The organism is Pantoea pleuroti, assembly GCF_014156615.1.
Lineage (GTDB): Bacteria > Pseudomonadota > Gammaproteobacteria > Enterobacterales > Enterobacteriaceae > Pantoea > Pantoea agglomerans.
On the sequence record NZ_SBFD01000001.1, the window covers coordinates 476,353 to 491,039 of the forward strand.

Consider the following 14,687-nt stretch of genomic DNA (forward strand, 5'->3'; position numbering starts at 1 on the left):
ATTGAGATGAAATACAACAGGTTGTTGCGCGAAGCCGGGCGTGAGATCTGACAGGCAGAAGCATAAAAAAAAGCTGAGCGCCAGGGCGGCGCTCAGCGGGTCGGTTTTTTAAAAAATTACTTCAGACGGAAAGCGACAACGCTGTCACCCGCCGTGGTGCCGAGTGAGCCGTGGCCGCCCGCGGCAATCACCACATACTGCTTACCATCTTTGCCCATAAAGGTGGATGGCGTGGCCTGCGCACCCGCGCTCAGTTCAGTCTGCCACAGCAGTTCGCCGGTGGTGCTGTCGTAAGCACGGAAGAAGTTATCTGCCGTTGCGCCGTGGAACACCAGATCACCCGCCGTCAGCAGCGGTCCGCCGTGCGCCACCATTCCCATCGGGAAACCGAGCGGGAAGCGGCCAGGCAGGAAGCTGGTCTTGAGGTTTTTGGTGGTGCCGACGCGACGCAGCCATTCGGTTTTGCCGGTGGTCAGATCCACACCGACCATCCGTCCCCACGGTGGCGCGATGCAGGGAATACCCAGACCCGATGCCATCTGCTGGATGTGGATAGCGTAGTCACCGTGGAAGTTCTCATTCCAGTACGGCGTACCATCTTTGGTGAAGGTACGCTGGGTTTCGGTTTCCGGCGTGCGTCTGATGAGGTTGTATTTGTAAGCCAGGCGCACCGGTGCCGCAATCAGCATCTGACGCTGTGGATCAACCGCTACTGAACCCCAGTTAAATACCCCGATGTTGCCCGGGAAGATCAGCGAGCCTTTCTCCGTTGGCGGCGTCCACGGGTTACCGTCATAGCGCAGTTCACGGAACGTGGTGCGGCAGGCCATCTGGTCAAACGGCGTAATGCCCCACATTGACTTCTCTGTCAGCGGCTGCGGAATGAAGTTCAGGCTGGAGACCGGCTGGGTCGCCGCATACTGCTCACCTTTAATGCCATCCGTGGAGACCTTAACCTGCTCTACCGGATAAACCGGTTCGCCGGTCAGGCGGTTCAGCACAAACAGGTTGCCGGTTTTGGTCGGCAGGATCACCGCCGGTTGCGGTTTGCCCTGATAGTTGATGTCCACCAGCGACGGCTGTGACGGGTTATCGCGATCCCAGAGGTCGTGGTTCGAACTCTGATAACGCCATTTGAACGCACCGGTTTTCAGATCCAGTGCTACCAGCGCATCACGGAATTTTTCAGTGTTGCTGGCAGGATCGCGTTCAAGTCCCACTTCATCCGGCGAGGCGTTACCAAACGGCACATAGACCAGGCCGTTTTTCAGATCGGCGCTCAGGGTGGCCCAGGCGACAGGGGTATCCTGCGGATAGGTTGCACCTTCAGCGACCGGTGCGGTGTTATCCGGGTTAGCCGGATCGAAGTTCCACACCAGACGACCGCTGACGGCATCATAGGCACGGATCACACCTGATGGGTTACCGCTGTTGAAGCCGTTATCCATCACCGAACCGCCGACAATCACCAGGTTGCCCGCCACCAGTGGCGCGGCAGTCTGCATCAGCGCGTGCGGACGCACCTCGCCCATGTTGGCGCGCAGATCCACCACACCGTTGTCACCAAAGTCAGCACAGGCTTTGCCGGTATCGGCATCCAGCGCCAGCAGGCGGGCATCGGTGGTGGCATTGAAAATACGCTTGCGGCAGATGGCCGGCGATGCGCCCGTCTGCTGCTGCGCCTGCTGACCGGCATCGAAGTAGCTCACGCCACGACAGGTCTGGTGCTGCTGCAGATAGGAGCGGTTTTTATCCGGCGCCGTTTTCCACTTCACCGCACCGGTTTCCGGGTCGAGGGCATGGACTTCGTTGTGCGGCGTACAGAAGTAGAGCATGCCGTTGGCTTTCAGCGGTGTCGCTTCAAAAGTGTATTCGGTCGCATCATCACCCTGACGCAGGTCGCCGGTGTGATAGGTCCAGGCCACTTCCAGATCTTTCACGTTATCTTTGGTGATCTGCTTCAGCGCCGAGAAGCGCTGGCCATCTGTGGTTCCGCCATAGGCGCTCCACTCTTCAGCGGCACCGCCGGTCGCAGATGCGTTGCGCGGCGTATTAATGGTGCCCTGTTGCGGCAGCGGATCGTAGAAGCAGAGACCGATGACCAGCAGTACCATCAGGACGACGGAACCCCCGAGGAAAGGATGGAAGCGACGCTGCCCCTGATAGAGCGGACGCACCACCCACGGCAGTGCCAGCCAGAGACCCAGCACACCAAACAGGTCGCCGCGCGGGATCCACTGCCATTTGTCGAAGCCCACTTCCCAGATAGTCCAGAACAGAGTGATCCACATCAGCAGCGCATAAAGCGTCAGCGCACTGCGTTTGTTCATCAACAGCAGAATCGCGCTGAGCAGAACGCCCACGCCCATCAGCGCATAGAACGCGCTGCCTCCTGCAAGCAGGAGTTGTCCTCCCATATAAATCAGGGCGATAGCGAATATCACCATGATTATACTTGTTATTTTATTGATCATGAGCCATCCTCGGGTCATTAGCGGCAAGTGAAAGGTTAAGCTGGAAACATAAATTCAACGAGATTTTAACTTACACACGAAATATGTAAAAACGTGTATAAGCGTTAATCATTAGAAATATTTATTATAAATGTCACCGGTTCAGGCGGTCAGGCCGCTTTTTTTACTTTCTGAAGGGTTAAATACGGGATATCCATCACAAAAAATTAACCATAGGCTGCTAACGACCGCACCTTTTGTTCAAAGGCGATCAATTATCAGACAAGCCGCGCTTCTGTAACGCCGGCTTAAGTGTGCACGACGAAAGATTTTTAGTGTCAAATAATCATAATGGTTTATTCGCCTTGCCCTGCAATAACTCTTAATGCTGAAATCGGGAAAGTAATTGCCCTGCTGTTTCTATCAGGATAATCATCAATGCCGACGCGGTGTGATGAATTTTAAAATCATTTAATGGTGCCGGGCATGTCGCGATTTTATTAATTTTCAGGAAAATAAAAAACAGGGAATAGATTAATGAAAAAAGGAATTTTGCTGATGAAAACCATTTCAGATATTCCGTAGCATGACGCTTATTTTATCTGTGATATATATCAGCTCTCTTATCTTCTTTTATCCGGCCAGCAGGCGGGATTTTTCTGGCAGCAATGACCCAGGCAGGTTAACTATGTCCGCACTCCACGCTATTTATCGTAAGTTTCGTTTCCCTTTTAAGTTTCTTAATGCTGCCATTCGCTATCCTGCTGCGCAGGCACGGGTAAAGCGTTATTCCGTCATGTCGATAGAAGAGACTGTCGATCTGTTATTACGTAACCCACAATTATCCCTGGCCCGTTACGGCGACGGTGAACTGGAAATGACCTGGTATAAAAACATCGGCTTTCAGCCATTTGACCCCAATCTCTCTGCACGGCTCAAAGCCTTGCTGCAGCAGGATTCAGGAGCCAACCCAAACTGTCTGATCTGTCTGCCGGATGCCTTTCGTACCACCCATAATATGCGGGGCGGGTCGGCCCTGTTCTGGTTCTTCCATAAATCATTTTATTTTAAATATTATGAGGCTCTGCTGAATAAACAGTACCAGTATGGAAACACTTCGGTGACCCGTCCCTATCACGATTATAAAGGCAAGCAATTATCCCGGACGATATTTGATAAATTCAAACAGCTCTATCAGGGCCGCCGGGTATTAATTGTGGAAGGCAGTGGAACGCGTCTGGGATTAGGCAATGATTTACTGGAGGGAGCCAGCGAAGTGAAACGTATTACGACGCTGAACCGTAATGCCTTTTCCGTTTATGAGCGTCTGTTTGATACCGTTTTAGAGAATGCCGTCAACTTTGACCTGGTCTTGATTTCATTAGGGCCGACCGCAACCGTGCTGGCTTATGACTTAAGTCAGCACGGTATCCGCTGTATTGATAGCGGACATGTCGATATTGAATATGAGTGGATGCTGGCCAGTGCCACCACGAAAATAAAAGTGGACGGAAAAAACGTCAATGAGGCGGGCGTGCTGCTGAGTGAACAGACTACGGTGGCAGATGCAACTTATCAGCAGCAGATTTTACAACACGTTGGCGAAATGCCACAGGCCGTGAGAGCTGATGCAGAAGCAGTCACGGAAGCCGTGGTTATCCCGCTGCCACACGTCAGCCCTGATCATCATAACGCCGCCTGAGCCTCACCACCGTCATGCAGCGTCTGCACCGCATTGATGCGCAGGCGAATTATTAGCGGGATCAGTTAACCCTACAGGGGCGCGATCAGCGGCCCCTATCCTGTGCCCGTCCCCTGTTTGCCGGATAAATGCCCTTTCCGGCATCAATTTTGCTTCTGCTCTCCTGAGACATTTAATCAGGAGAAGTGAGATGACAACCAGCCGTTACCGTTACACCATATTTTCACTGCTGTTCCTGATCGCTCTGATCAACTATATCGATCGCGGTGCCCTGTCGTTTGCGGCCAACGCTATTGCGGCGGAATACCACTTCAGCAAAGTCCAGCTCGGAGCCGTGCTGGGCTACTTTGGCTTTGGCTATCTGTTTGGTTCACTGTGTGGCGGCTTTCTTGCCGACCGTATCGGCACAAAAAAGGTCTGGCTGCTGGCAGGCGTGCTCTGGTCACTGCTGGAGATCGCCACCGCCTGGGCGGGGGAACTGGGCATGGCGCTGTTTGGCGGATCCGCCATTATGGGCTTTGCTGCCCTGCGTATCATGTTTGGTTTTTCCGAAGGCCCGGCCTATGCGCTGATGAACAAGGCGATTGCCCACTGGGCGCCCGATAATGAGCGCGGCTTTGCGCTGGGCATCGGCCTGCTTTCGACCCAGGTTGGCGCGCTGCTGACCGCCCCGATTGCGGTGGGCCTGCTGCTGCTGACCCATGACTGGCGCATGATGTTTATCCTGCTCGGTGTTTTCTCCCTGCTGGCGATGGCGCTGTTTGCCCGCACCTTCAGCGACAGCCCGGAGAAAAGTCCACATACCAACGCCGCAGAACGTCAGCTTATCCAGACCGGTCAGCGCAGCAGTGCGGGCGACAGCGTACCACTGCCCTGGTGGCGCTTCTTTACCAGCCGCACCCTGGTCTGCAACGCGCTGGGCTACTTCTCATTCCTCTACATCACCTTTACCCTGGTGACCTGGATGCCGAAATATCTGCAGGATAATTTCCATTACGACCTGCACTCACTGTGGTACGTCGCGATGATCCCGTGGAGCGGCGCCTGTATCACGGTGCTGCTGGGCGGTCGCATTGCCGACGCGCTGCTGGCCCGCTTCCGTAATCTGCGTCTGGCGCGCAATCTGTTTGCCGCCGTCACGCTGTGCGGCACCGCCTGCTGCTTTATGGCGATCCCCTATGTGCAGTCTGCTGCCGGGATTATTGCACTGATGACGCTGGGCAATGCGCTGAATGCGCTGGTGAACAATGTCTACTGGTCGGTGGTGATTGATGTCACCCCTAAAGCGTCAGTGGGCACGTACAGCGGCATGACGCTGGCGATAGCCAATCTGGCAGCGATTATCTCTCCGATGCTCTGCGGCTGGCTGGCGGAATATTACGGCTACAACGCAATGTTTACCGTCACCGCACTGATCGCCTTTGGCAGTATGCTGGCAATGACGCTGCTGCAACCGGAGAAGCCGCTGGTGGCCGAGGCGCAGACCGGCGCAGCGGACGTTTCTGCCGCCTGATCTTAAAAGGGGATTTCCTGACACGCGGGTGATCACACACCCGCGAAGAGTGACAGCCCCTGAACGACAGCCGCTCAGGCGGCCTGACCTTGTTATTGGGCGGGATAGATTGGCTGTTCGGGGTTGCCCCGGCGATCCCAGCGGCTGGCGATCAGCCATAATAGTGCCGTCGCAAACCAGCCGATGATCCACGAGACATCATTACCGGCAAAAATCCAGGTCAGCGATCCATGGTGCAGCGGATTATCGATAAACGGCAGTTGCACCAGCACGCCCAGAAAATAGACGGTAATACCGGCCAGGTTCCAGCGTCCATAGCGCCCGTCCGGCTGCGACAGTGCCGGGACATCAACCCTGCCCCTGGTGATCAGATAGAAATCGGTCAGGCTGATCGCGCTCCAGGGCACAAAGAAAGCCAGCAGAAACAGCAGGAAGTGGGTGAAGGATTTCAGAAAGGCCGGTTCACTGAGCAGAGCAATGACGCAGGCCAGCGTAACCATAAGCACCACAAACAGAATGCGCCCGCTCCGACTCAGCGTGGTTTGCTGACGAAAGCCAGAGACAATGGTGGTCAGTGACATAAAACTGCCGTAGGCGTTCAGCGTGGTAAACGTGATTTTTCCAAAGCAAATGGCGAAATAAATCACCATGGCCATAGTCGCCGTGCTGCCCATGCTCACGATGTAACCGACCTCATTGCCTGCAAATGCACTTCCGGCAATGGCAGCGACAATCACCCCCAGCGTCATTGAAGCCTGCGTGCCAAGTACGGTGCCAAAAAAGACCGAGCTGAACAGTTTCTTCGCGGAGACATCAGCTGGCAGATAGCGTGAATAGTCAGAGACATAAGGACAGAAGGCAATTTGCCAGGATGAAGACAGGGAGACCGCCAGCAGGAAATTTGCCGGAGTAAAGTGCTGATTCTGCCACACGGCTGATAAGTCATGCGCAGAGAACAGCGTGATAAACAGATAAGCAAAGGCTAAAACGCCAATCACGCTCGCCAGCTTGCCCAGTTGATGAATCACGCGATAGCCCAGCACCGCAATGATCACGATGAGGGTGCTGAACAGGATAATTCCGGTTGAATGGCTGACATGGATAAGTTTAGCCAGTGCCTGCCCCGCTAATACTGTCCCGCTGGCTGAAAATCCCACATACATAATGCACACCAGCACCAGAGGAATAACAGCACCAAACACGCCAAACTGCATACGGCTGGTGATCATCTGCGGTAAACCCAGGCGCGGGCCCTGGATAGCATGCAAAGACATGATCGCTGCACCCAGAATCTGCCCCACCAGTAAGCCGATAAGAGACCACACGACGTCTCCACCCAGCACCACGGCCAGCGCACCCGTGACAATAGCCGTGATTTGCAGATTGCCACCAAACCAGAGCGTGAACTGGTTAAAGGGATGACCATGACGTTCACCCAACGGGATGTAATCAATGGAGCGGGTTTCTGACAGGCCCTGTTTCTCTGAGCCTGAATAATCTGATACAGATGATTTGACCGACATAGATTCCTCGCTGGAACAGTGAGAGACGTGTTTGACTGAAAGCGTGATTTGCTCAATCTATGGTTGAGAGTACATGTCTATACAAGCAGCGATATTGTCATGCGCATCGGGAAGTTACAAGGCAACCGGTCATTGGAAAATGTGATGATATCGACAGGCCTGTCATGATGCGGGGCAGGAAAAGATGAGGGAGCGCGCGGACCTGTTTCCGGGGATAACGCCATAATGGAGGCGTAAAACGGGAGTGAGGCATTTTGTTCGATCACCGCCACAGGCGGCAGCGATGATCGGGTAACGCGTGCGATATCAGGCCTGCCAGTCTCAGAGTATGCAGATGAGAAAATACCCTGACGGTTACCCTTCAGCCACTACCCGCTGACGATGACAGTCGACCGGTTCCAGTTTTTGCCCCTGTGAGGAGATAACCTCCAGGCGCGGCAGCGGCTTTCCTTCCGCATTATCCAGCAGCACGGAGTGGGTTTCGCCCTTCTCAAACAGGTAACGCTCGCCCCACTGGCGCATCGCGACCACAACCGGAAACAGCGAACGGCCTCTTTCGGTCAGGACATATTCGCTGTAGGCGCTGCCATCGGAGGCCGGAGCAATCTCAAACACCCCTATCTCCACCAGCTGCTTCAGGCGTGACGCCAGGATATTTTTTGCCAGCCCTAAATTCCGCTGGAAGTCACTGAATCTGCGGACGTCATCAAAGGCTTCACGCACGATCATCATGCACCAGCGCTCACCTATCGACTCCAGGGTTCTGGCGACCGGACACTCGCTGGTTCTCAGGGATTCCTGCTTAGCCATGCTCTTCTCTCACGCTACCTGTCACATGATGGCAGTTTAGCCACTCCGAAAAGAAGTTGCAAAAAAAAACCATCCCGGTTAAAGATATCGCCAATCCAGTTTCAAATAAAAACCAGAAAGGAAAGCAACATGACCTGTACGACTGGCAAGGCGCGTGATCCTGAAGCCGATTCGCCCCCAGCCGCGATCCCGGTGCTCTCGTCCCGGATGATCTTTTTGTTCTCACTCACCTCTGCGCTGGCGGTCGCCAATGTTTACTCGGCACAGCCTCTGCTGGAGTCGATAGCCGCCAGCCTGCAGGTTTCCCCTGGTACCATTGGCACAGTGGTAACGGCCACGCAGAGCGGCTATGCCCTCGGGCTGATCTTTCTGGTGCCGCTGGGCGACTGCGTGAACCGCAAAAAGCTGGTAATTACCCAGTTGCTGCTTTCCGTGCTGGCATTAATCATTGCTGCGGTTGCGCCAGACCTGATGACGCTGCTCTGCGCAATGCTGCTGGTGGGATTAATGGCGGTGGTCACGCAGCTGATGGTGGCGTGGGCCGCCATGCTGGCATCGCCAGAACAGCGCGGACAGGTGGTGGGCAGCGTGACCAGCGGCATCGTGATCGGCATCCTGCTGGCGCGGTTTGTTTCCGGGATGATTGCTGACCTGGCGGGCTGGCGGGCAGTCTATCTGACGGCTGCCTGCCTGTTACTCCTGATCTCGCTCATCCTGGCGAAAGTGCTGCCCGCCACAGCAGGTCAGACGCAGCGCACATCTTATCCTCACCTCTTATTATCTGTTTTCCGTCTCTTCCTCACGGAACCGCAGCTGCGCAGACGCGGGATCCTGGCGCTGCTGATTTTTGCGGCCTTCAGTATGCTCTGGTCTTCGATGGTACTGCCACTTACCGGCCTGTCACTGTCACACACCCAGACCGGGATGTTCGGCCTGGCCGGCCTTGCCGGTGCGCTGGCAGCCTCCAGGGCAGGTGCATGGGCTGACCTGGGCCTGGGGCAGCGTGCCACCGGCCTGGCACTGGCGTTGCTGACCTTCTCCTGGCTGCCGATAGCCGCGCTTCAGACCTCGTTGCTGTTGCTGATTTTCGGGGTGATCCTGCTCGATTTCGCCGTCCAGACGGTACATGTGATTAATCAGAGCCTGATCGTGGCCGCCCGACCTGAGGCGGCAAGTCGTCTGGTCGGCGCCTATATGTGCTTTTACTCGCTGGGCAGTGCGCTGGGGGCTATAGCCGCCACTCAGCTTTATACGCACTGGGGATGGCAGTCTGTCTGCTATGCCGGTGCAGCGGTCAGTGCCTCTGCCTTTCTCTGCTGGTCCGGAGTACGTCACTCATGAAATTAACGCATCTGCTGCTCGCCGTCATGATCACCGCCATCTGGGGGGTTAACTTTTCGGTTATCAAACTCGGCCTGCAGGCGGTCGACCCGTTTATCCTGGCAGGCATCCGCTTTACGCTCTGCGCCCTGCCAGCGCTGTTCTTTATTAAGAAACCGGACGTGCCGTGGCGCTACCTGATCAGCTATGGCCTGGTCTTCGGGATTGGCCTGTGGGGTCTGGTGAATCTGGGAATTAAAACCGGACTGTCGGCGGGCATCGCCTCGCTGCTGCTGCAGTTCAGCGCCTTCTTCACGCTGCTGCTCGGTGGCTGGGTATTTAAAGAGCGCCTAAGCCGCTATCAGCTCGCCGGGTGTGCGCTGGCCTGCGCCGGTCTGCTGAGCATTTTTTTCATTACCGATGGCTCGGTGACGTTTTCCGGCATGCTGCTGGTGCTGGCAGGCGCGGTCGCATGGAGTATTGCCAATATCATCAATAAAAAAGCGGGCACCCGGCAGGTTTTTGCTTTTCTGGTCTGGTCGAGCGCCTTTGCACCCATTCCGCTCTTCCTGCTGGACGGGCTGGTCAATGGCAGCGCGGGCTATCACGCACTCTTCACCCAGCTGGATGTGAAGGCGGTGTTGTCGATACTGTTTCAGGTCTATCCCAATACCCTGCTGGGCTACTGGGTGTGGAACTGGCTGCTGAAACACTATCCGGTTTCAACGGTCGCGCCACTGTCGCTGCTGGTGCCGGTTTTCGGCATCCTGGGTTCAGTGGCGATATTTGGCGAAACGGTTTCACCTCAGAAAATCGCGGCGCTGCTGCTGATCGTCGCCGGACTGGCCGTCGGGCTCTATGGGCAGCGGGTTGTGCGCTATTTCGGCGTACAAACCGGCTGACGGCGCCGTGGGGTGACTATGCACCGTGCCGCTGGCAGAACGCTTCGATGTCACCGTGCTGAAAATCGGGCAGATTCGCCAGCAGTTTCTCCAGCGGCCAGTTCCACCAGGCAATGCGCTGGAGACGGGCGGCCAGTTCCACCAGGCAATGCGCTGGAGACGGGCGGCAATAGCCGGTGTAAAGCGCACCCGCAGTGGCCTGGCCGGCACCCCGCCCACTACGCTGTAGGGCGCGACGTTTTTCGTCACGACAGCACCCGCAGCCAGCACCGCACCATCACCAATGGTAACGCCAGGCAGCACAATTACGCCGTGACCTATCCACACATCGTGACCGATTATCACCCGATCGGCGCGACGGGCGGAAAAGAAGCCCTGATCGCGTCGGGCGTCGGGGTGGTAATACTCCGGGCAGTAGGTAAAGCGATGCTGGGAGGCGCGGTCCATAGGATGATTCGGCGCGCCAATGCGCACCTGATTAGCAATGGCGCAGAAGCGCCCCACCTGGGTATCGGCCAGGCAGCAGTGTTCGCCGACATAGGAGAAGTCACCCAGTTCGCTATACTCCAGCGAGCTGTGCGCCAGGATCTCACACTGCTGACCCACAGTGGTTTCGCGCATCTTCACACTCTCATCAATCCAGGTGTGCGCTAATCGGGCAGGCATAACGGCGGCAATGGACATAAAACTCCCGGTCTGGATAAGCAGCGCCCCGGCGGCGTGCTTTTGCCGCACCACCTTACCCGCGTCCGATGACAGAGAATTGACAAAGAAAAAAGGCGGAGTGGTTAGCTCCGCCTTGTTTCAAGTTCCGGTTAACCTGCGTGACCGGTCAGTTGCATAAGGGCAACGATGATCTGCAAGATGACCCGGATAAGATCCAGAATCAGCTTAGTCAGTTCCATCACTTTCCTTCTCCTTTTACAGGAGCGCGCTGTTCGGCAACCAGGGCTTTGACTCTACCCGCCGGGCGCCTAAGCACATCTTTGTGGAGAGAGCTGAGCGGCACTCATGGTTAAAGCCACAGGCCAGCACCACCTGATGCCTGCCGGGATTTTAAAACCGTGCCCCTGGGAGCGGCCAGTCGACAATGAGGCGATACTCAACACTCAACACCTGTATAAACATACAGCATTTTGGCGAAACTTGAAATCCTTAGCCGCACATTTTACAATCTTGTTTGTGGAGAGTGCTGAGCACCTCGTTCGCAGCGCGGTTACCAGCCGGGTAGCGAACAAAAAATAAAGGATTTGGCGAAATGCCAAATCCTTTTTTTATGCCTGCCTTCTGCTTAAAAAAGCAGCGCAATGCTTACTTCGCGGCGCTGATTCGCCAGATGGTATTACCCGCATCGTCAGCAATCAGGACACCGCCCTGTTTGTCGCTGGCCAGACCGACCGGTAATCCACGCACCTGCTTTTCGTCGTCCGTCAGGAAGCCCGAGACCACCGTCTGCGGCTGACCCACCGGCTTGCCGTTTTCAAATTTCACCCACACCACTTTGTAGCCATTCAGCGGCGTACGGTTCCAGCTGCCATGTTCACTGATAAACGCACCGCCCTGGTATTGCGGCATGTTATCTGCGCCGTAGAACAGCAGCCCCAGCGGAGCGACATGCGAACTCAGGGCATAATCAGGCTTAATCGCTTTCTCAACCAGATCGGGACGCTGCGGTTCGGCACGGGTATCCACATGCTGACCAAAGTAGCTATAGGGCCAGCCGTAAAAGCCTTTGTCCTGCACTGAGGTCATGTAGTCAGGCACCAGATCGGAGCCGATTTCATCACGCTCATTGACGATGGCCCACAGTTTTCCGCTCTGCGGTTCCCACTGTAAGCCGGTTGGATTGCGCAACCCGCTGGCGTAGATCCGGCTGGCACCGCTGGCCGCGTCCACTTCCAGCACCGCGGCACGGCGATACTCTGCGCCAATGCCGTTCTCGGTAACGTTACTGTTGGAACCGACACCCACATAGAGCTTGCTGCCATCGGGGCTGGCTAACAGCGATTTGGTCCAGTGATGGTTAATCGGCCCGCCCGGCAGTTCCGTCACCTCTTCAGGCGCGGTGCGGATCTCCGTCTCCCCTTCGCGATAGGGGAACTTCACCAGGCTGTCAGCATTCGCGACATAAAGGGTATTGCCAATCAGCTGCATGCCAAACGGCGAGTGCAGATTCTCAATAAAGCGGTGCTGCTCCCATTTGCCATTGACGTTGCGCAGCAGCGTAATCCGGTTGCCGCCAGCGCCGCCCTTACCTGACGCTTTCTGCACAATGCCCATGATCAGCTGTTTAGGCCGGGTGGTGGGTTTGGCCGGGCCATTGGATTCCGCCACCAGCACATCATTATTCGGCAGCACATAAACCTGACGCGGATGCTGCAGATTGTCAGCGATCTTTTCGATTTTCAGCCCGTCAGCCACTTTTGGCATTTCGCCCGCTTTCCACGGCGTGCCTTCCGGCACCTGCATCGGCGGCATAAAGAAGTTCTGTGCCTGCGGCAGTTCGGGATTCGGTCCGATCTGCTTTTGCGGATCGACCAGCGCACCATCATCACAGCCTGCCAGCAGTGCTGTCAGGGTAAGCGCGAGCAACGTTTTATGCGGTATCTTCATGGTGGCTCCTCCTTAAGCGCTACGCTGACGTAACGCAAGTTGCACATTCGCCAGCAGCAGCAGCGCTACCACCAGCGTCGAAAGCGTCACGCCCAGCGGGATGACAGCGGCGGCATCACGGCTGTGAATAAACGCATTGACGATAGCGATCACAATTGCCACCAGCCAGAGCCAGAAATGACTTTTTTCCGCACTGTCACTGCCGCGGAACAGATAAACCAGCGCGATGAGTCGCGGCACAATCGCCAGTATCAGTCCCAGCGCAATCAGCCAGCCTGCGGCATCCGTCCAGAACAGCACAAAGGTCTGGCTATAGAGAATATCGAACAGCCAGGCCGCGACAAAAAAGCCCAGCGGCACCGGCTCCAGCAGAGCGTACAGCGTCACGGCAAAGGCCGATCTTCCCAGGGTATTGCGCATGTTTCTCTCCATTTTTAACGTGAATGCGGACCAGGTCAGACGTCGCGCTGCTCAGAGCAACCGACCCCGCGCCTGTAAAAGATTAGTAAATCTGAAGAGAAACAGAGGGTTTATTCGGGAGGAATTGCAAATCAGGCGGATGACGTCCCTGTCATCGCCGGTCAGTCAGGGCTTATCAGCGGGTAAAGTGACCCAGTATCCTGGCTGATAAGGCAGCGGCAGGAACTTCTCGTGGAACGCGCGGAAGGTGGCGTCCGGATCCAGATCGGCAAACAGATCGGGATGCAGCCATTTCGCCAGCGCCTGGATAGCCACAAACTGGTAAGGGCTGTCGTAGAACTGATGCCAGATAGCGTGAACATTGCCGTTGTGCGCCACCGGCAGGGTTTTAAAGGCATCGCGCATCATCAGCCCCTTAAGACGCGCGGTAGCCTCGGTGACATTGGCACCCGGACCGACGCCGACCCATTTGCCCACGGTGTTGTAATTCTTCCAGTTAGCGCCGGTCACCACCACCACATCCGGCTGGCTGGCGATAATCTGTTCCGGGTTAACGGTGCCGAAGGTGCCAGGGATGAGATCTTTAGCGATGTTACGACCGCCCGCAATCTCGACCATCTGACCAAAGTTTTCATTGCCAAACGACATGCAGCACTCGTCGCTGTAGCCGCCTGCACGGTCAATCATCACTTTCGGGCGGTAGCCGGTAAAGTTCTTCAGACGCGAGGTGACAAGGTCAATCTGCTGCTGGCGGAAGGTGATAATTTCCTGGGCACGCGCCGGTTTGTTCACCAGTTCGCCCATGATGCGGATACTTTTCTCAGCATTCACCATCGGCGCTTCGCGGAAATCGATAAACACCACCGGCACGCCTACTGCCTGCAGTTTTTCAATCAGTTTGCCTTCATCGGTGGCGGCTTTGGATTCCAGATTCATCAGCACCAGATCGGGCTTCAGGGTTAACGCCTGCTCGACGTTGAAAGTGCCATCTTTCGCACCGCCAAAGGTCGGTAATTTTTTAATTTCCGGATAGCGTTTTTCGTAAGCCTGATAGCCGTCCCAGTCCGCCTTCGGGAAATCGTCACGCCAGCCAATCACCCGTTTGAACGGGGCATCGGGTTCAAATGCCGCCAGCAGATACATCTGACGGCCCTCACCCAGAATAATGCGTTTTGCCTCCTGCGGCACCTCGACCTGACGGCCTGCGACATCGGTAATCATTTTGGCCGAAGCCGTCCCTGCCAGCGTGAGCAGCCCCAGCGCTAAAAACCATTTTTTCATTGTAAAAACCCGCACAAATGATAATGAGAATTATTAATGTAAAGCGGCGTTACTATCACCTAAAACAGCGGTCAGGGGAAGTCATCCGGTTAAATGTTTTTTGCGGCGGGGTTAACTGGCGGAGTTTCGGTCAAAGAGATCCCTTGAGAG

The 14,687-nt window shown here is 55.7% G+C and carries 10 protein-coding genes and 1 pseudogene; 4 read left to right on the forward strand and 7 right to left on the reverse strand.

Features of this window, described 5'->3' with window-relative positions:
- Nucleotides 1-116 precede the first annotated feature (116 nt).
- Nucleotides 117-2,474, reverse strand: a complete 2,358-nt coding sequence (locus EPG66_RS02355; RefSeq protein ID WP_064704338.1) for a membrane-bound PQQ-dependent dehydrogenase, glucose/quinate/shikimate family — start codon at nt 2,472-2,474, stop codon at nt 117-119.
- Nucleotides 2,475-3,141: 667 nt separating this feature from the next.
- Here EPG66_RS02355 and EPG66_RS02360 point away from each other — a divergent pair.
- Nucleotides 3,142-4,155: a GT-D fold domain-containing glycosyltransferase gene (locus tag EPG66_RS02360; RefSeq protein WP_115387544.1), complete on the forward strand. Its 1,014-nt coding sequence runs from the start codon at nt 3,142-3,144 to the stop codon at nt 4,153-4,155.
- 190 nt (nt 4,156-4,345) lie between these two features.
- Nucleotides 4,346-5,668 (forward strand): MFS transporter, encoded by a 1,323-nt coding sequence (locus EPG66_RS02365; RefSeq protein WP_069026273.1) that lies wholly within the window; start codon nt 4,346-4,348, stop codon nt 5,666-5,668.
- A gap of 92 nt (nt 5,669-5,760) precedes the next feature.
- Here the strand turns inward: EPG66_RS02365 and EPG66_RS02370 are convergent, their stop codons facing one another.
- Both EPG66_RS02370 and EPG66_RS02375 read right to left on the reverse strand, forming a co-directional pair.
- Nucleotides 5,761-7,191, reverse strand: a complete 1,431-nt coding sequence (locus EPG66_RS02370; RefSeq protein WP_182685868.1) for a purine-cytosine permease family protein — start codon at nt 7,189-7,191, stop codon at nt 5,761-5,763.
- A 354-nt stretch (nt 7,192-7,545) separates the two neighbouring features.
- A complete protein-coding gene (locus EPG66_RS02375; protein ID WP_069026271.1) occupies nt 7,546-8,001 on the reverse strand; it encodes a winged helix-turn-helix transcriptional regulator in 456 nt (151 codons plus the stop codon).
- A 129-nt stretch (nt 8,002-8,130) separates the two neighbouring features.
- On the opposite strand from EPG66_RS02375, the gene EPG66_RS02380 reads away from it, so the two are divergent.
- Both EPG66_RS02380 and EPG66_RS02385 read left to right on the forward strand, forming a co-directional pair.
- Nucleotides 8,131-9,342, forward strand: a complete 1,212-nt coding sequence (locus EPG66_RS02380; RefSeq protein ID WP_182685869.1) for an MFS transporter — start codon at nt 8,131-8,133, stop codon at nt 9,340-9,342.
- Nucleotides 9,339-10,223: an EamA family transporter gene (locus EPG66_RS02385; RefSeq protein WP_069026269.1), complete on the forward strand. Its 885-nt coding sequence runs from the start codon at nt 9,339-9,341 to the stop codon at nt 10,221-10,223. Before EPG66_RS02380 ends, EPG66_RS02385 begins: the two co-directional genes overlap by 4 nt.
- 16 nt (nt 10,224-10,239) lie before the next feature.
- Here EPG66_RS02385 and EPG66_RS02390 read toward each other — a convergent pair.
- The 4 genes and pseudogenes from EPG66_RS02390 to EPG66_RS02405 all read right to left on the reverse strand — a co-directional run bounded on the left by EPG66_RS02390 (nt 10,240) and on the right by EPG66_RS02405 (nt 14,537).
- Nucleotides 10,240-10,907, reverse strand: a pseudogene (locus tag EPG66_RS02390) (DapH/DapD/GlmU-related protein).
- A 627-nt stretch (nt 10,908-11,534) separates the two neighbouring features.
- The gene (locus EPG66_RS02395; protein ID WP_182685871.1) at nt 11,535-12,836 is read right to left on the reverse strand and encodes a PQQ-dependent sugar dehydrogenase; all 1,302 of its coding nucleotides are present in this window, start codon (nt 12,834-12,836) and stop codon (nt 11,535-11,537) included.
- A 12-nt stretch (nt 12,837-12,848) separates the two neighbouring features.
- Complete coding sequence (locus EPG66_RS02400; RefSeq protein WP_010244987.1) at nt 12,849-13,256, reverse strand: DUF2231 domain-containing protein; 408 nt, start codon at nt 13,254-13,256, stop codon at nt 12,849-12,851.
- A gap of 165 nt (nt 13,257-13,421) precedes the next feature.
- Nucleotides 13,422-14,537, reverse strand: coding sequence for an ABC transporter substrate-binding protein (locus tag EPG66_RS02405; RefSeq protein ID WP_109650345.1), 1,116 nt, complete (start codon nt 14,535-14,537; stop codon nt 13,422-13,424).
- Between the last annotated feature and the right edge of the window lie 150 nt (nt 14,538-14,687).